Raw genomic sequence first — 13,812 nt, forward strand, 5'->3', positions numbered from 1 at the left:
CCTCCTCTCCGGCCTCGCCTCACGAGCCCACTGGGGCCCGACCGATGTAGCACGTCCATTTCACCGATTTCAGCCAGTACCTTCGCCCCATCGGCCTCGGCGCGCATCGGGGTCTGACCGCTGGGGGCGACCTGAAACCCGCTCCATGCCTCGGAACGACGCTCGCTAGCTGGGAGGATGGGGTCCGCATGGAGGGCGATGCGCTCGGCGTCGAGGAGGACCGGGCGAACGGACTGGCTGAAATCGGGGAAATGGACGTGCGACATCGGTCGGGCTCCAGAGGGCTCGTGAGGGCAGGCGGGAAAGGCGAAGGGGGAGGGGGCCGGCGGCTACGGCGGCTGACGCGGCTCGTTCGACATCACGGGGTATGCCGAACGACAGGCTTGGTAGCGTTGATGAACGCCTTCAGATCCTCGTGTCGGATCACGGTGGCCGCGCCGATCTTGCGAGCCGGCAATTCGTTCGCCGCGATCATGGCCCAGACCTTCGACTTGGATACGCCGATCATCGTGGCAGCGTCCGGCACGCGATACGCTAAGGCATCCGGCGGTATCGGCCGCCGTGCGATCTGCTGACCGCGCTTCGAAGGAGCGCTCATCCTGCTTCCTCACTGAACTATCTCGGCGCTCGCGGAGGCTGACAGGGGCCGCGTGCCAGCGCCTAGGTGGGGCGGCAACACGGCACCGGGCCGGGCGAACACCTTGCGAAGCCGGCGACGGGCGGCACGTCGGGCACCTGCGCTACCGGCGCGCTCGCCGCGGGCGGTGTGGTAGGCGGCAAGCGCCGCGGCGGTCTCGGGTGTGGTCGGCGTCAGAGCGTAGAGGTCGAGGCGAGCCAGACGGCGGACGCGGGCCAAGGACGTGCGGTAGGCGCGCCAGCCGGCGGGCATCGGCTGGCCGGCGGCAGCCAGGTCGGCCGCGACACGCCCTGAGGCGGAATAGGCGGCGTCGGCGGTCTCGGCCCAGCGGATCGCCGGCAGCACGCCGTCAGAAGCGATGGCCGGCACCCGCGAGGACACGAGGACGAGGAAGGCGCCGAGGACGCCACGGCGGGAGAGGTCGGCCATCAGTGCGCCCCGCTCAGTTCGGCGGCGACGAGGCGCCAGCGGCGAGCAAGGCCGAGCGCCCAGGCATGGGCCGCGAGCTGGTCGCGCTCGCCGGCTGCGATGCGCTGCCGGTAGGAGGCCGCGAGCCGCAGGCAGATGGCGTGATCCTGCCGGGCGTGCAGCAGGCGGACGGCGGGGGAGCGGATCAGGTCGGCGGCCATCGGTCCGGCCCTCAGTGCGCGCGGTAGGCGCGGGAAGCCTTAGCGGCGGCCCAGGCGCCCTTGAGGGCGTAGGACATGCACACGCCCCAGGCGTCGCCGGTCACTTCCATCCGGGCCTGTGCCGAGCGGATCGCAGCGCGCATGATGCTGGAGCGGTTGAACGTGCCGTCCCGGTTCACCAGCGCCTCGGTGCGAGCGAAGCGCTTGGCGCTCTCGGTGGCGGAGACGACGGCGGCCTTTGTGGCGATGAAGGCGCGGCGGGCATCGGCGGTCAGGCGTGCGTCGGCGCTGCGGGCGATGTGCGAGGCGGGGATGAGGTTGGCGTAGCGCATCGGTTTGAACCTTGCGGCGTCTCGTGTTACACCTCATGTGTAATAGGCAGGCCATGAGGTGTCAACACCTCAGGGGTAATGCTGGACCCTTCAGGAGCAAAAATGTTGACAGCCGAGCAGCTACGGGCCGCACGGGGGTTCCTCCGCTGGGATCAGTCCACCGTTGCAGAGCGGGCTGGCGTCTCAATAGAGACGATCAAGCGGCTCGAGCGGATGGACGGGCCGCTGATGTCCACGAAGACCGCTACGCTTCATGCGATCGAGGAGGCGTTCCGATCTGCTGGCCTCGAATTCATCCCCGAGAACGGGGGCGGTGCCGGTATCCGGTTCCGGGAGCGGAAGTCATGACCTCCTCGCTTGAGCGCCTATCCGAGGTGTCGCGTCTCGCCGGCCTCCTCGCCGATCAGGTGCTGGACGCGTAGATCATGAACCGGCCGGTCCCCGATCAGCACATTCGAACGCTGCTCAGCGCCGCCTTCCTGCTGGATGAGTACGGCGTCCCACTCCCATCGCTGCTGCAGCAGATCGTTCACGGGGCGAAGCGGGGAGCCGACTGATGCAGCATGCCGAGCACATCGGATGAACCGCGTCATGAGCCGATTGGTAGCGATCGCAGTGGCTGTCGTGCTCATCACCTCGGTTCGGCTGCTTGAGATGGCAGGCCTGGAATATGCGTTCGAGGATTGTGCCGTTGCAGCGTTTGTGGCCGCAGCCGTCGTTGCAGTAGCGGATCTCAAGTCATGACTGCTGGCCTTAAATTCATCCCTGACAACAGGGAAAGGGCTGGTATCCGGTTCCAAGAGCGGAAGGCACAAGGGGTTGAGAGCTGAGCCATGGCCTTGTTCGACATTACGCTCAGCGGAAATTCACCCGACGACATTGCTCATATCATTCAGGTTTCCTTGGCGCCGGCTTTCGTACTTACAGCTCTTGCTCAAATGCTCAACGTTTTCTCGACCCGTCTCGCCCGGATCGCGGACAAAGTGAACACAACTGCCAAGGAGTTGGACAAGGCTGACGCTACCGAAGCACGCCACCTCTCGCGGCAGCTATCCTTCCTGCGGCGGCGCTCGTTCCTGCTCGACGTGGCTGTGGTGATGGCGTGTCTCAGTGCGGTGATGATCCTCGGCTCAATCCTGACGCTGTTCGTGGGCGCGCTGCGTGATGCCGCTGCCGCCTCGGTCCTGTTCGCCTGCTTCGGGGCCGGGCTCATTTTCACGGTTTGCGCACTCAGCGCGTTCCTGACGGAGATCCTGTTGGCCGGACGCGGCATTCGGGTCGAGGTCGATCGGCAGCAGGATCACGTTTCGACAACCCTGGAATGATAGAGCGGGTTCTTCGTGAAACGCCGGGACACAGATAGCCGACGCGCCCGCTAGCTTGTAACCAGATCGGGCGGCCGGCATCGCTCGTGGCCAACCGCTCTCGCTTTTTGAACGAAGTAGTGAGCGACTATCCTGCGCGCCGCGCGCTCCAGTTCCCACTGCATTCCACGAGTCCACCCGAAGCGCGCCACGTTCCACTGCCGCTGCCTTTCGCAGTGAGGCTTCCGGTGATCGGCACTTTGTTCGAGCCCTGCGTGATCGTGGCTTCAACCGCTCCGGCCATTGAGACGCCCCCGTCGATGTTCATGTCGTCGCCAGGGATCGAAGCGTGGCTGTCCTGGATCTGAACCTGATAGCTTGTGCTGGCCGAGCACGGTCCGTTCTCGGTGACGGCCGTGATGCTCCAACTGCCATCGTATTTATCGGGCACTTGAACCCGCTTTCTTGCAGCCTCGGCTGGGACGAGGAGGATGCCAGTCAGGCAGGCCGCAACGGCCCAGATAGCAATACGAGACATGTGATGGCTTCCGCGCTGACGCGGTCGCAATCGACCGGTTATCCTCTGAACCGCGCATCCGATAAACGGTTCATTAATCATTAACCACATCGACTTCATTTGATCAGTATGCCGATTGTGACCTCGTCGTTTGATCGGATGCGGCCATGATGCCGGGACAGGGCAACGCCGGATGTATGCGCACTCGGTTCTGGCTCCCGTGGCCGTCTGCTCTTCAGCGGATCATTCTATCGGCCCTCACCACTCGATTTGATGAGGCGCGAGCGCCCCCCACTCCCCAACTGGCCGCGGCTCATGCGCCGGTCGCCGGCTGCCGCCTATTGCAGCTTCTCCGTCCCGAGCTTCATGCGGGTATGCCCTGTCCCGCCGATCGACCTCGGCAACGGCCTGTTGCGATGGGACCGCCTCGAAATTGACGAGTGGATAGACGGTCTGCGGCATGGATCGAGCCGACTCCCCACCGACGACGAGATCCTCGCGCTGTTGGGGTAAGCAGCTCCGTGTTGGCGGATCATTGCCGGCATCGACCTCACCGCCTTTGCTCACCCCGTGATCTCACCCGATCACCCCCTATAAGATACCAAGACCGAAACCGGGTGCGCTCACCGGGTTTTCGGGAGCCGACCAGGAGCATGGCGAGGGGCCGCGACCACCCCGGAGTGAAAGTACGTAGGAGCGCGTTTTCTGCTCCCGACTTTCGTCGTTCTGGCGATGATCCATCAGCACAGGCACCAGAGGAGCCCTGTGCGATGGACTGGCACGATCAGCAGGACCTGGCGCGATACCGGCGCCGGAAGCGCAAGCAGCGAGACTACCAGGCCAATTACCGAGCGAAGCTGGCCGACGCCAAGACGCCCGAGCGCGACGACGTGGCGGCCGTGCTGATGGGGATCTACCTCGACGTGCTCGTGCTCGATCACAAGGCCGCCGTGGAGTTCTCCCGGCGCTTGGTCGAGGGGCTGGTCGCAGACGGCTATGACCGGCAGGCCAGCATGGAGCGGATCAGAGCTATGGCGCGCAGAGTCCGAGCCCGGATGCAGACGAAGGGCGGGCTGACCGCGACGGAATAGCGGGGCTTAGCAAGGGAGGGGGGCAAAGCCCCACACCGTTGACTTGCCAGTAACCGATCGCAGCCACCTTGCCGGCAAGCCGGGCTCAGGACCGGTTCGCTGGTGAGATGGACGACGCACCCGTCACCCCGTGATCAGATCGGGGGACGGGCCTGCTCCTAACCGTCACCCGTATCGAACAGCCCTCTCAATGGCCCCGGCGAGGTCGGCAGGGCTTCCGATCACGTCGATTGGACCATCATAGTCGATCGCGTTTTCCGGCATGCCCGGCCTTCGTGGGGTGCCCGGCGTCAGCACCATCGTCAAGCCACCTGCGGCGTGGATGGCGGCGAGACCGCGTGCGCCGTCATCCAGGGAGCCCGACAGGACCACGCCGATCATGCGGTGTCCGCCATGGACAGCGACCGACTTGAACAGCAGGTCCACCGTCCGGTTGCCATGCAGGCGATGCGGATCGTCCACGATCTCGCCGAAGCTTCTGGCAGCCAGCGTAAGGTGATCCGCCGGTTTGCCGATATAGGCCATCCCCGCCTCGAAGCGCTCGCCCTGCGCCGCGATGACGATCGGCAGGTTCGAGTCCCGGGCCAGCACTTCACGCAGGTGGCTGATGTGGTCCCACGAGCGGTGGAGCACGATCAGCACCGCGGCGGGCAGATCCGGGGGCAAGACCTGCAGCAGCGCCTTAATATCGGTGAGGCCCTCGGCGCCCGAAGCACCAACGGCGACAAACCAGGGCGTGACGCTGTCGGCGTTCATCTGCGGAGCGTAGCACACCAACGGTCAAATTCACGGCTGCTCATCCTTACGTCAATGCAGCCACGCGAGCAGCGATCTCTGTGACTGGCAGGCTGGCGTCAGGATGGTCAACCATGAGTGCTGCCCAGGGCATTGAGGGCTGCTCTGCCTCCTGGGGCTTCTGGACAAGAGCCAAGCCACCGCGTGCCTTGACGGTGGCCAGTCCATCCGCGCCGTCCCCGCCATAGCCGCTGAGGACGATGCCAACGACGCGTTCGCCGTAGGTCTCAGCAGCTGACATGAACAAGGGATCGGCGGCTGGACGGGCGAAGTGCACCTTGCTTCCCTGATCCAGCCAGATCGAACCGAAACCCAACCGCATGTGCTTGTCGGGCGGGGCGACGTAGACGCGGCCAGCCTTGATAGGCTCGCCATCCTCCCCGTGTCCGACGGGCAGGTGGCTCGTCATGCTCAGGATATTAGGAAGGATGCTGGGACGGTTGCCGGTGTGCCAGACGATGAAAACCGATGCCGAGCAGGATGCCGGTAGCGCGGCCACGATCTGTTTGATCGAGGTAAGCCCCCCAGCGGAGGCAGCGATGACGACGATGGGTCCCATGCCCCTCAATTGCGCCACCCCAGGTTGGTTCAGACTCGATCTGCGAACCACCAACCTACGCATCGCTTAAACGCTGCCGGGTTCAGCCGGTCCCGCATGTCCTTGCCGGCCTTGAAGCACAGCTTGGCCTTGGCCTCGACGGCAACGGAGGCGCCGGACCGCGGATTGCGCCCCATCCGCGCCAGCGCCTCCACGACGGTGAAGGAGCCGAACCCATGCAGCTCGACACGATCGCCGGCTGCGATGGCGTCCACGATCCGGCCTATGATGGCATCGACCACGGCCTCGCAATCTCTCGCGTAGAGTTGCAGGTTCGCGTCGGCGAGGCGCTGAACGAGTTCGGATCGGATCATAGTGGCGGAATGGGCGCAGCGGCGCAGCGTTGCAAGCCTCACGCACCCGTTGCTGTGCAGCATAGTCGAGCCTCCGCCCGTCTGTTAAGTTCGCTGCTTAGCTAATCAGCAGCGGACAGGCGGGCTCATGTCTCGGTTCGATTTTTCTGAGTTCGTGGAACAAAGAGATGAGGCAATCCGCCAACGCGAGAAAGCTGAGCGCGATCGGCAAGAGCAAACCCGTTTGACGTGGGTTGAGCTAAAGCGTGAGGTGGGGAACTACGTCGTTCGAAATGGTCGGCGCTGCGAAGTGACTGGCGAATATCCTGGTCTGTTCTTAAATGCAGGGAGTGGTTTGGGCTTCGTCGTTACCGTGAAGGGCCGCAGCTCATTTGAGGTCACACACCCTGGCATCAAAAACGCCGGCTATCTTGAAACCCACGACAAGACCCAAGAGATCACCAGCGATAGAGGCCTGATACAGGCCATAGTCGATTGGTACGAAGCGCTACCGAGGACAGTGACCTGAGAGCTATAATTCCCTCTCTCACTACAGTGAGCGCTTCCGTGTACGCGTTGGCGCTCCTTCCTCGACCGCTCGACTTGGGCGGGGATTGCAAATTCCAGCGTCAACGGCTGAGGGCGGAAGAGGATTGGTGCCCGCGTCTACGCGATTGAGGATCGCGGACGTGACTTGAACCATGGCGGACGGATAGCTCTGGTTCTGGTTAGGGCCCATAAGACCGGTGCCGATATTCAAGTTAAATCCGATCGCCCATATCCCGTCATGAATGCCTTGTTTCTTGATAAGAACTTCAGCAAGTTCCTTGAACGAAAATTCATATTGGAGCGCTTCTGCCATTGTCATTCACCTGCGATGGGCAAAAAATGACTAAGACTTGAGGGCGTACCAGTTACATAATGCTTGCTGATGCGAGATCCTGATAGATCAATTTGGCGAAGGTCAAAACCGGTCGGAAAGGTTTGAAAGGCCGGTTGCCTTCCGGGCATACCTAAAAGGACGATTTGACTAGCAACATTTGCTATAGCCTTGCTCACGACATGCGCAGCATTGTTTTCGGCCAGGAGGCAAACGACATACTGGTTGAGGCTCACGGCCTCTCTCTCAGCTTCTTCCGCGAGTTTGCTATGTAGGGTGCGCGGCAGGCGCAGGAGGAGCTTGCCACTGTGTGTCGGATCGGTCTGCCGCCGAGATGGGGCGGGAACCGAATTCCCAGCCGTCTGCGTCGCAGAGATCCACGCTGCGATAGCGTGCTCCAACTCGTCCAACGCTTCGAGCTGGGTTTCCCCGAAAGCCGAGCAGCCGGGAAGGTCGCGAGCGATCGCGATAAACCCCTCGTCCTCGTCGCTCCAAAACACTTCCGTAGGGTAATGCTGAGGCATTGTCAGACCTCGTCCTCGTACTTGTCCAACATCGCGATAAGCTGTCTGGCTTGATACGGTGGGATTACCCCGCCGGTTCGCTCCTGAAAGTTCAGGCCAGTTTCCTCACCAGGCCGCGATAAAGCCTTGTGCGAACCACTGCCGCCTTCGCTCGTGAAGCCGAGCCATTTTGCAACCTTGCAGGCATCCTCAAACCGAACCCCCTTCGGATTGTTGCGAATGTCGGCGATCAGTTTCGCTCGTTGGCTCACGTTCTGATACTACATGTGATAGCGCTGGGCACCTAGGGCTAGATCGGCGAGGCGTCAAGAATGCCGAACATGGTGATCAGGGTGTCACAGCCGATGGCTTGGTGCAGGGGCGTTGACTTCGCAGCCTCGCCCCGCCGACATGGCCCGAACCGTCTGCGCTCGCCCGTGCGAGTCGTGAGCCGGCTGGAACAAGGGATCAAGGCCGCGAGAAAGACCTAAGACCAAAACGCCAACGGCCCCGCATCGCCAAATGCAGGGCCGTCGAAATCGTAGGGCCTTTGGGGACCAGTCACTTCCCCTCAGAAGCCATAGCTCCCACCGGGAGTCAATCGGGATCGCTTCCCGAGACGATGGCGCTTTGCCTTTTGCCGGGGATGGTTCACGCCGAGCCCCCTGCTTTGACGCGGCCCAAGCAGGGCTGTGAGTGATGTTTCACGCGACTATGGCCGCCGCGATCGACGGCGCGCGAACGCTTGCGCAGATGGATGAGCTATCGCGCCAGGTTTGGCAGGGGCACGGGTCAGGTGCCTTGGGCGACGCGGAGGCCCAGGCGCTCGCCGAACGCCTCCACGGGCGCCGCAGCGCGATCCGAGAGGGCATCCGGCCCGTTGGCATCCCCGCCGGCCGTGCGAGTCTGTTCCCACCTCGGCGGGCGGCCGTCTCGCCTGATAGATCAGCCTCGCGAGACCGTCGCCGGTTGCTGGCCTGCTCTGGCCCGATGCCGCCGGCCCTCGCCAGCAGGTTCACGACCGGGCAGCTCGCGGTGCTACGCATCGTCGGCGACGAGGTAACGGGCAAGGGCGTGTGCGGGCTCTGCATCGACGCCATCGCAGCGCGTGCTGGTGTGTGCCGCCGGCTGGCCCAGGCCGCGATCCGCCTCGCCGAGGGCGACGGCCTACTGACGATCCAGGAGCGCCGGCATCAGGGCCGCAAGAACGAGCCGAACCTGCTACGCATCATCAGCCGGGAATGGCAGGCATGGATGCGACGCGGACGCCGACTCTCGGCCGAGGGGGGTGGGTGCAAACCGATGCACCCCACGGATAAGAGGGTGTTAAATACGGGGAAAACAGAGCCCACGGCACCGTCAAAGAAGCTGCCGGAGCGGCAGGATCGCTCTCACACCCGTGGCTTGCGAGCTGCCGAGCGGGTGGCGGAGCCGATCAGAGCCATGCGGTGTTAACATGCAGCCGGACGGTATGACGAACGGCAGGGGACACCCATGTCTCAGGGTGTTCAGTGAGGCTGCAACCATGCCCTATGTAGAAGCCTCGTTGCAGGATGACTAGTAGACGCGCTTAGGTGTGCGAGTGCTTGTGGGCTGATGAATGACACAATTTCTGCGCATGCTTTGAAACGGCTGCGACTATTTGATCGTGGTCCGCGCGCCTATGGGCGATGGGACACGCTGAACGCCTACCTGTTGGTGCGAGGGCTCATAGTCCTATCCCACCGTGACGTAGGCCATGGGCGCAGAGAGTACGTCATCACGGAGAGAGGACGGGTTACGGTGGATCACGCTGCAGCACTGACGCAGGCTGATAACGGCTGCCTGTGACGCCTGGGGCCGGGGGATTACACGAAGGTCAGTCTTGCGGGGGGGCAGGAACAGGCGCGGCGGCTCATGCCCTGCTCATAGGAGCGCGCGCCCCCTACTGACAGAGACGTTACAGAGCCTCTGCAGCGTGCCGGAGGGACCTCTGAGCGCTGATACGGCATGGTTCACACCTCTCAAGCAGCAACGAAAAAGCGACCGGGGCGATGCCCCGGTCGCTTCATCGCGTCGTGGTGGTTGGAAGCACTTAGCGGAGGAGCTGAAGCACGCCCTGCTGCGCGGTGTTGGCCAGCGAGAGGGCCGAGATGCCGAGCGACTGGCGCGTCGCCAAAGCCTGGGAGTTCGCGGCCTCCTCGTTCAGGTCAGCATCGGTGAGTTTGGAGGCGCCGGTGTCGAGCACGTTCTGGAGGTTCTTGGTGAAGTCCTGACGGTTCTGCACCACCGACAGGTTCGAGCCGAAGGTCGAGGCCTGCGAGCGCAGGGTCGTGGATGCGCTCGTCAGGCTGCTGAGCGTGGAGTTGATCGAGGCGTCGAGCAGGAAGTTGCCCTTGCCGTCCGCCGTCGAGCCGGAGTTGCCCGTGATCGACGTCAGGTTGAGACCGCCCGAGGTGGCATCGACGCCCTGAACGTCGAGGTTCGAGGTGTCCTTCTCGTTGAACGAGATATGAAGCTTGTTCGAAGCCGCGCTGCTCGACAGCAGGTTGGTGCCGTTGAAGCTCGAGTCCTTGGCGAGCTGGTCGATCTGCGTCAGCAGGCTGTTGTACTGCGTCGCGAGCGACTTCCGCTCCGTGACGCCAGTCACCGTTAGGTTGGAACTCTGTCCGGCGGTGGAGGCGGTGCCGTACTGAGGACCCGCGTTCGCGGTGCCGCTGGTGAAGCCGAGGTTGGCCTGATCAGCGGGCGACGAGAACTCGATATCGGCGGTGGCGTTGACGACGATCTTCGTGCCCGTCACGTCCTTGCTGAACGCGTTGCCCGCGCCCTGGGCGTTAACGGCGGTGTTCAGCTTGGCAATGGCCGTGTCGATGGTGTCGCTGGTGGTCAGCGTGGTGTTGACCGCGGTGCCGTTCACTTCGAGATTGATAGTGTTGGCAGTAGCAGAGAAGGCAGCGCCAGCCGTTCCGGTGGTGGTGATCTGCGTGGCGAGTGCCTGGTTGGCGGTCGACTTGGCCGAGTCCACGAGCTTCTGGATCGAGGTCAGGCCCTGGTTGGCCGCCTGGATCGTCTGCACGCCGTTGGAGATGCTGTCGAGCAGGGTGCCGAGGTCCGAGGAGCGGTTCGACAGGCTCTGCGCCGTGAAGAAGTTGACCGGGTTGTCGAGGGCCGAGGAGACCTTCTTGCCGGTGGAGAGGCGGTTCTGGGTGGTCGAGGACAAAGACGCCGTATCCTGCAGCGAGAGCAGGTTCTGGCGGGTAGCAGCGGTGAGGGAGACGCCGGACATAAGATGAGATCCATACTTGATCAGAGGACCGGCTTTTTGCCGGCCTCCTGAACAAACATATCGCCACCTACCGACGCGTTAAATCGACCTGTCAAATCGAGCAGGTCGAGCATTCACCGCGTGTTATTGGATCATTATGCCCACGGGAGTTTAAACAACGTTAACAGATCGTGTTGATGGTCGAGGCGTCTCTAGAATGGAGTTGCCGGCATGGCGCTACGCATCGAACTGAAGCCCTCAGAACGGTTGATCATCAACGGAGCACTGATCCGAAACGGGGATCGGCGGTCGGTCTTCCTCGTTGAGACGCCGTGTAGGTTCCTGCGTGAGAGCGAGATCATCCGCGAAGCGGACGCCGACACGGCGAGTAAGAAGCTTTGCGTGACCCTGCAGGTCATCTATCTCGATGAGAATGCGGCGGGGGCAGAGAACCTCCTCGTGCTGCAGTCGACCGAGATCCTGAAGACGATCCCCGGCTCGGCTCCGTATCTTGTCGCGATCCATGATGCGCTTGCGGCCCAGCAGTACCACCTGGCGATCAAGACCGGACGGAAGCTCGCTGCCTTCGAAGACGAGCTCATTCGGTGAAGCCCGCAAACCGCAATCGTACGTTTCGCCTATAAGCCGTTGACCGGATCACGTTGGCGAAAGTGAGCAACGACACGACGGCTCTGGTCCTGGCGCTCGCGACCGAGAACGCGGAACTCCGCGCAGCGCTCGCCGAGGCACAGGAACTGCTGATCGAGATTGCCGTCGATGCGGGCGAGATGCATGCCCGGCTTGAGGAGGTGCAGAGGGAGTTGGCCGTTACACGTGCCGATCGCGACGCCTGGATGATCCGTGGGAGGCGGCAGGCGTCGTGATCGCCACCTACGTCGAGCGCCTTCGCCGCCACGCTGTCCATGCACTCGCCGCCAATTTGCTACCGCATTCGACCCTTTGGCGATCTTCGGAACGTCCGGTTCCTGGCTGTTGAGGTAGAGGCCAACGTCCGGGTTGGGGGGATTTTTGCCAGTCCGCTCTTGGAGGAGATAGCTCGTGAAGCGGACGTCTGTGCTCGGGGCGGCATCCTGACCGCAGTCGCGGACTATCCCCACGGGGGTAGCCGGTCCCATCATGCGAGAGGATGAGGTCCCATGTCATGGCGCTACGTGAGGTCAGTTGTTAATCAAGATATCGAGTTGGCTGTATGCCGTCCCGGCTGCAATGCATTTCTTGTCCAACATTTTCATCAAGAAACGCAGATCAGATTCGTTCTGACCGGTTGGCGTCAATTCCTCGTCGGCGGCTACCATATCAATGTACCGGCTGGAAGCGCCTGCGTCCTGCCTGCAGGCATCCCACACCAGGGGATTGATTGTGCTCCAGACACGGTATCCCTCAATCTTTACGTTCCCGCTGACCACTCCATAGCTCTGATGAGTATGACGAGGCCGCTGGCGGAACTCTTCCTAGATATGCCTTCCTCTACCGGGACTGCGTCAATCGCTTGCGTCGCAGCCCAGGCTGGCTTGAGCCGAGAGGGTTTCACGCGCCGCTTCTCGCGCCAACACGGCATGCCACCTCATGCTTACAGGCGCATGCTTCGCCTCAATAAGGCCCGTCAGATGCTGCGGACGGGTACGCCCCCCGCAGAGGTGGCTGCGGCGACAGATTTTGCTGACCAAAGCCATTTCGGCCGCTGGTTCAGGCATGCCTTTGGGACCACCCCCTCCCGCTACCAGCTTGCCTGAGAGCGGTCACAAACGTTCCAGACATCTCGTCTCGCAGCCATCACAACCCGCGCTGGAGGTGAGCGATGGACTGGATGACGGCGATGCTTCTTATTACAGCTGGAGTGGCTGGGGGTGTGATCAACGCGGTGGCCGGAGGGGCAACGCTCATCACCTTTCCGGCCATGCTCCAAGTCGGCCTGCCTCCCGTGATCGCCAATGCTTCAAATGCCGTGGCAATCATGCCAGGTCACCTCGTCGCGACCTTCGCGGATCCAGAACGATGGCCGCCGCTTAACGCACGCCTTGCCTGGCTGGCCGCCGCATCCCTTTTCGGAGGCATGTCCGGTGCGCTTCTCCTGCTCTGGCTTCCCGAATCCCTATTCACGGGTCCGGTACCGGCTCTCATCGCGTTTGCGACACTCCTCTTTGTGTTTGCACCAAGAATCCAAGCTCGCCAGACGAAACGCGGTCCCAGGCCCATAGCAGCGCTGACCGGCCCTGCGATGATCGGCGTGGCTTCCATCTACGGTGGCTTCTTCGGTGCGGGACTCGGTGTCATCCTGACTGCACTTTTGTCGATCAGTGTCAGCCAGGACATTCGCACGGTTAAGGTACTAAAAAACTTACTTGCGACTATTGTTAGCGTCGCATCAACGACGATATTTATTGCTCAAGGCGCAATAAGTTGGCCGCAAACTCTCATCATGCTGTTAGGAGCGCTTATAGGCGGGTTTATGGGTGGTTATCTCATAAGAGTTCTGCCAGCCGAATGGGTGCGTCTGGCAGTTATTATTGCGGGATGCTTGATGTTTATAACTTATGGAATTAAGTATTGGGCGTAAGATACACAATTTCACATGCCATGTTCCGTAAGCCTTCTTGGGGAATGTCCGTTTCCGAGGACGATAGAAATGGACTCCAACGACCAAGTTGGGTCGATAGCGGACGCCACGCGACCCATAAATCCACTTATACGAACGGCTGTATCAGTCAGTAAAACGACCGTTTTCCCGCCGGTTATGAACGTTCCAGCCGAAACGCGAAGCGAAAGATAATGTGCGGGATGTCCTCGCTGACTGGCACTACTAAGGTCTATCAAACGCCTGACGACTAGGGCGTGTCATCGCTTGAGCCAGTCGAGGGCGGCCGCGAGGCAGAGGACGCCCATGAAGCTGGCGGCGGTTTTCTCGTATCGGGTGGCGATGGCGCGCCATTCCTTGAGCCTGGCCCAGAGGCGCTCGACCTGATTG

General features: G+C 62.2%; 24 protein-coding genes and 1 pseudogene. 10 read left to right on the top strand and 15 right to left on the bottom strand.

Translation table 11 applies throughout. The features are described 5' to 3' along the window. From MKK55_RS08805 to MKK55_RS08825, 5 genes and pseudogenes are all read right to left on the bottom strand, one after another. Positions 1 to 266 (bottom strand): annotated as a pseudogene (locus MKK55_RS08805) (hypothetical protein); the annotation flags it as partial. A 92-nt stretch (positions 267 to 358) separates the two neighbouring features. Continuing rightward, the gene (locus tag MKK55_RS08810) at positions 359 to 598 is read right to left on the bottom strand and encodes a helix-turn-helix domain-containing protein (protein WP_243934261.1); all 240 of its coding nucleotides are present in this window, start codon (positions 596 to 598) and stop codon (positions 359 to 361) included. A gap of 9 nt (positions 599 to 607) precedes the next feature. Then, positions 608 to 1,066 carry a penicillin-binding protein gene (locus MKK55_RS08815; protein WP_243934263.1) on the bottom strand — a complete coding sequence of 153 codons (459 nt, stop codon included), beginning with the start codon at positions 1,064 to 1,066 and terminating at the stop codon, positions 608 to 610. After that, the gene (locus MKK55_RS08820; RefSeq protein WP_243934266.1) at positions 1,066 to 1,266 is read right to left on the bottom strand and encodes a hypothetical protein; all 201 of its coding nucleotides are present in this window, start codon (positions 1,264 to 1,266) and stop codon (positions 1,066 to 1,068) included. Before MKK55_RS08820 ends, MKK55_RS08815 begins: the two co-directional genes overlap by 1 nt. A gap of 11 nt (positions 1,267 to 1,277) precedes the next feature. Continuing rightward, positions 1,278 to 1,598 carry a hypothetical protein gene (locus MKK55_RS08825; RefSeq protein WP_243934268.1) on the bottom strand — a complete coding sequence of 107 codons (321 nt, stop codon included), beginning with the start codon at positions 1,596 to 1,598 and terminating at the stop codon, positions 1,278 to 1,280. Between the two features lie 102 nt (positions 1,599 to 1,700). On the opposite strand from MKK55_RS08825, the gene MKK55_RS08830 reads away from it, so the two are divergent. Beyond that, the gene (locus tag MKK55_RS08830; protein WP_243934270.1) at positions 1,701 to 1,946 is read left to right on the top strand and encodes a helix-turn-helix domain-containing protein; all 246 of its coding nucleotides are present in this window, start codon (positions 1,701 to 1,703) and stop codon (positions 1,944 to 1,946) included. Positions 1,947 to 1,963: 17 nt separating this feature from the next. Here the strand turns inward: MKK55_RS08830 and MKK55_RS08835 are convergent, their stop codons facing one another. Further along, entirely contained in the window at positions 1,964 to 2,131 is a 168-nt protein-coding gene (locus MKK55_RS08835; protein ID WP_243934271.1) for a hypothetical protein, read from the bottom strand. Positions 2,132 to 2,177: 46 nt separating this feature from the next. Here MKK55_RS08835 and MKK55_RS08840 point away from each other — a divergent pair, with 46 nt between their 5' ends. Continuing rightward, complete coding sequence (locus MKK55_RS08840) at positions 2,178 to 2,342, top strand: hypothetical protein (protein WP_187275502.1); 165 nt, start codon at positions 2,178 to 2,180, stop codon at positions 2,340 to 2,342. A gap of 89 nt (positions 2,343 to 2,431) precedes the next feature. Then, a complete protein-coding gene (locus MKK55_RS08845) occupies positions 2,432 to 2,923 on the top strand; it encodes a DUF2721 domain-containing protein (protein ID WP_409566036.1) in 492 nt (163 codons plus the stop codon). A gap of 127 nt (positions 2,924 to 3,050) precedes the next feature. On the opposite strand, the gene MKK55_RS08850 is transcribed toward MKK55_RS08845, so the two are convergent. Next, on the bottom strand, positions 3,051 to 3,440 hold the full coding sequence (locus MKK55_RS08850) for a heme utilization protein (RefSeq protein ID WP_243932031.1): 390 nt from the start codon (positions 3,438 to 3,440) through the stop codon (positions 3,051 to 3,053). A 749-nt stretch (positions 3,441 to 4,189) separates the two neighbouring features. On the opposite strand from MKK55_RS08850, the gene MKK55_RS08855 reads away from it, so the two are divergent. Continuing rightward, a complete protein-coding gene (locus MKK55_RS08855; protein ID WP_243934273.1) occupies positions 4,190 to 4,510 on the top strand; it encodes a hypothetical protein in 321 nt (106 codons plus the stop codon). A 165-nt stretch (positions 4,511 to 4,675) separates the two neighbouring features. Here MKK55_RS08855 and MKK55_RS08860 read toward each other — a convergent pair whose 3' ends face one another. Genes MKK55_RS08860 through MKK55_RS08870 form a run of 3 tightly spaced genes read right to left on the bottom strand, consistent with a single transcriptional unit; the run spans position 4,676 to position 6,280 of the window. Beyond that, positions 4,676 to 5,266 carry a chemotaxis protein CheB gene (locus MKK55_RS08860; RefSeq protein ID WP_243934274.1) on the bottom strand — a complete coding sequence of 197 codons (591 nt, stop codon included), beginning with the start codon at positions 5,264 to 5,266 and terminating at the stop codon, positions 4,676 to 4,678. A 46-nt stretch (positions 5,267 to 5,312) separates the two neighbouring features. Next, the gene (locus MKK55_RS08865; RefSeq protein ID WP_243934275.1) at positions 5,313 to 5,864 is read right to left on the bottom strand and encodes a chemotaxis protein CheB; all 552 of its coding nucleotides are present in this window, start codon (positions 5,862 to 5,864) and stop codon (positions 5,313 to 5,315) included. A 29-nt stretch (positions 5,865 to 5,893) separates the two neighbouring features. Beyond that, a complete protein-coding gene (locus tag MKK55_RS08870) occupies positions 5,894 to 6,280 on the bottom strand; it encodes an HU family DNA-binding protein (protein ID WP_279596073.1) in 387 nt (128 codons plus the stop codon). Between the two features lie 64 nt (positions 6,281 to 6,344). Here MKK55_RS08870 and MKK55_RS08875 point away from each other — a divergent pair, with 64 nt between their 5' ends. Next, positions 6,345 to 6,725, top strand: a complete 381-nt coding sequence (locus tag MKK55_RS08875) for a hypothetical protein (RefSeq protein ID WP_243934276.1) — start codon at positions 6,345 to 6,347, stop codon at positions 6,723 to 6,725. A gap of 21 nt (positions 6,726 to 6,746) precedes the next feature. Here MKK55_RS08875 and MKK55_RS08880 read toward each other — a convergent pair whose 3' ends face one another. From MKK55_RS08880 to MKK55_RS08890, 3 genes are read right to left on the bottom strand one after another with little or no spacing between them, the layout of a single operon-like run. Next, positions 6,747 to 7,058 (bottom strand): hypothetical protein, encoded by a 312-nt coding sequence (locus MKK55_RS08880; protein WP_243934277.1) that lies wholly within the window; start codon positions 7,056 to 7,058, stop codon positions 6,747 to 6,749. A gap of 2 nt (positions 7,059 to 7,060) precedes the next feature. Next, positions 7,061 to 7,600 carry a type II toxin-antitoxin system HicB family antitoxin gene (locus MKK55_RS08885; RefSeq protein WP_243934278.1) on the bottom strand — a complete coding sequence of 180 codons (540 nt, stop codon included), beginning with the start codon at positions 7,598 to 7,600 and terminating at the stop codon, positions 7,061 to 7,063. A 2-nt stretch (positions 7,601 to 7,602) separates the two neighbouring features. Then, entirely contained in the window at positions 7,603 to 7,851 is a 249-nt protein-coding gene (locus MKK55_RS08890) for a hypothetical protein (protein ID WP_243934279.1), read from the bottom strand. Between the two features lie 718 nt (positions 7,852 to 8,569). Between MKK55_RS08890 and MKK55_RS08895 the strand changes: the two genes are divergently transcribed. Continuing rightward, complete coding sequence (locus MKK55_RS08895; protein ID WP_243934281.1) at positions 8,570 to 9,034, top strand: hypothetical protein; 465 nt, start codon at positions 8,570 to 8,572, stop codon at positions 9,032 to 9,034. 619 nt (positions 9,035 to 9,653) lie between these two features. On the opposite strand, the gene MKK55_RS08900 is transcribed toward MKK55_RS08895, so the two are convergent. Next, entirely contained in the window at positions 9,654 to 10,847 is a 1,194-nt protein-coding gene (locus MKK55_RS08900; protein WP_243934283.1) for a flagellin, read from the bottom strand. A gap of 210 nt (positions 10,848 to 11,057) precedes the next feature. On the opposite strand from MKK55_RS08900, the gene MKK55_RS08905 reads away from it, so the two are divergent. From MKK55_RS08905 to MKK55_RS08920, 4 genes are all read left to right on the top strand, one after another. After that, entirely contained in the window at positions 11,058 to 11,435 is a 378-nt protein-coding gene (locus MKK55_RS08905; protein WP_243934285.1) for a flagellar biosynthesis repressor FlbT, read from the top strand. Positions 11,436 to 11,497: 62 nt separating this feature from the next. Beyond that, a complete protein-coding gene (locus MKK55_RS08910) occupies positions 11,498 to 11,710 on the top strand; it encodes a hypothetical protein (protein WP_243934287.1) in 213 nt (70 codons plus the stop codon). A 273-nt stretch (positions 11,711 to 11,983) separates the two neighbouring features. Further along, positions 11,984 to 12,580: an AraC family transcriptional regulator gene (locus MKK55_RS08915; RefSeq protein WP_243934289.1), complete on the top strand. Its 597-nt coding sequence runs from the start codon at positions 11,984 to 11,986 to the stop codon at positions 12,578 to 12,580. Between the two features lie 65 nt (positions 12,581 to 12,645). Continuing rightward, a complete protein-coding gene (locus MKK55_RS08920) occupies positions 12,646 to 13,404 on the top strand; it encodes a sulfite exporter TauE/SafE family protein (protein WP_243934291.1) in 759 nt (252 codons plus the stop codon). 278 nt (positions 13,405 to 13,682) lie between these two features. Here the strand turns inward: MKK55_RS08920 and MKK55_RS08925 are convergent. Further along, positions 13,683 to 13,812, bottom strand: a 130-nt coding sequence (locus tag MKK55_RS08925; protein WP_243932900.1) for a transposase, incomplete at its 5' end; no start/stop codon positions are given.

It is taken from the genome of Methylobacterium sp. J-059, from assembly GCF_022829485.1.
Lineage (GTDB): Bacteria > Pseudomonadota > Alphaproteobacteria > Rhizobiales > Beijerinckiaceae > Methylobacterium.

What these genes read in the sequence shown, in the direction of transcription:
- MKK55_RS08810 (WP_243934261.1), bottom strand. Translation starts at nt 598, where the DNA reads ATGAGCGCTCCTTCGAAGCGCGGTCAGCAGATCGCACGGCGGCCGATA.
- MKK55_RS08815 (WP_243934263.1), bottom strand. Translation starts at nt 1,066, where the DNA reads ATGGCCGACCTCTCCCGCCGTGGCGTCCTCGGCGCCTTCCTCGTCCTC.
- MKK55_RS08820 (WP_243934266.1), bottom strand. Translation starts at nt 1,266, where the DNA reads ATGGCCGCCGACCTGATCCGCTCCCCCGCCGTCCGCCTGCTGCACGCC.
- MKK55_RS08825 (WP_243934268.1), bottom strand. Translation starts at nt 1,598, where the DNA reads ATGCGCTACGCCAACCTCATCCCCGCCTCGCACATCGCCCGCAGCGCC.
- MKK55_RS08830 (WP_243934270.1), top strand. Translation starts at nt 1,701, where the DNA reads ATGTTGACAGCCGAGCAGCTACGGGCCGCACGGGGGTTCCTCCGCTGG.
- MKK55_RS08840 (WP_187275502.1), top strand. Translation starts at nt 2,178, where the DNA reads ATGAACCGCGTCATGAGCCGATTGGTAGCGATCGCAGTGGCTGTCGTG.
- MKK55_RS08845 (WP_409566036.1), top strand. Translation starts at nt 2,432, where the DNA reads ATGGCCTTGTTCGACATTACGCTCAGCGGAAATTCACCCGACGACATT.
- MKK55_RS08850 (WP_243932031.1), bottom strand. Translation starts at nt 3,440, where the DNA reads ATGTCTCGTATTGCTATCTGGGCCGTTGCGGCCTGCCTGACTGGCATC.
- MKK55_RS08855 (WP_243934273.1), top strand. Translation starts at nt 4,190, where the DNA reads ATGGACTGGCACGATCAGCAGGACCTGGCGCGATACCGGCGCCGGAAG.
- MKK55_RS08860 (WP_243934274.1), bottom strand. Translation starts at nt 5,266, where the DNA reads ATGAACGCCGACAGCGTCACGCCCTGGTTTGTCGCCGTTGGTGCTTCG.
- MKK55_RS08865 (WP_243934275.1), bottom strand. Translation starts at nt 5,864, where the DNA reads ATGGGACCCATCGTCGTCATCGCTGCCTCCGCTGGGGGGCTTACCTCG.
- MKK55_RS08870 (WP_279596073.1), bottom strand. Translation starts at nt 6,280, where the DNA reads ATGCTGCACAGCAACGGGTGCGTGAGGCTTGCAACGCTGCGCCGCTGC.
- MKK55_RS08875 (WP_243934276.1), top strand. Translation starts at nt 6,345, where the DNA reads ATGTCTCGGTTCGATTTTTCTGAGTTCGTGGAACAAAGAGATGAGGCA.
- MKK55_RS08880 (WP_243934277.1), bottom strand. Translation starts at nt 7,058, where the DNA reads ATGGCAGAAGCGCTCCAATATGAATTTTCGTTCAAGGAACTTGCTGAA.
- MKK55_RS08885 (WP_243934278.1), bottom strand. Translation starts at nt 7,600, where the DNA reads ATGCCTCAGCATTACCCTACGGAAGTGTTTTGGAGCGACGAGGACGAG.
- MKK55_RS08895 (WP_243934281.1), top strand. Translation starts at nt 8,570, where the DNA reads ATGCCGCCGGCCCTCGCCAGCAGGTTCACGACCGGGCAGCTCGCGGTG.
- MKK55_RS08900 (WP_243934283.1), bottom strand. Translation starts at nt 10,847, where the DNA reads ATGTCCGGCGTCTCCCTCACCGCTGCTACCCGCCAGAACCTGCTCTCG.
- MKK55_RS08905 (WP_243934285.1), top strand. Translation starts at nt 11,058, where the DNA reads ATGGCGCTACGCATCGAACTGAAGCCCTCAGAACGGTTGATCATCAAC.
- MKK55_RS08915 (WP_243934289.1), top strand. Translation starts at nt 11,984, where the DNA reads ATGTCATGGCGCTACGTGAGGTCAGTTGTTAATCAAGATATCGAGTTG.
- MKK55_RS08920 (WP_243934291.1), top strand. Translation starts at nt 12,646, where the DNA reads ATGGACTGGATGACGGCGATGCTTCTTATTACAGCTGGAGTGGCTGGG.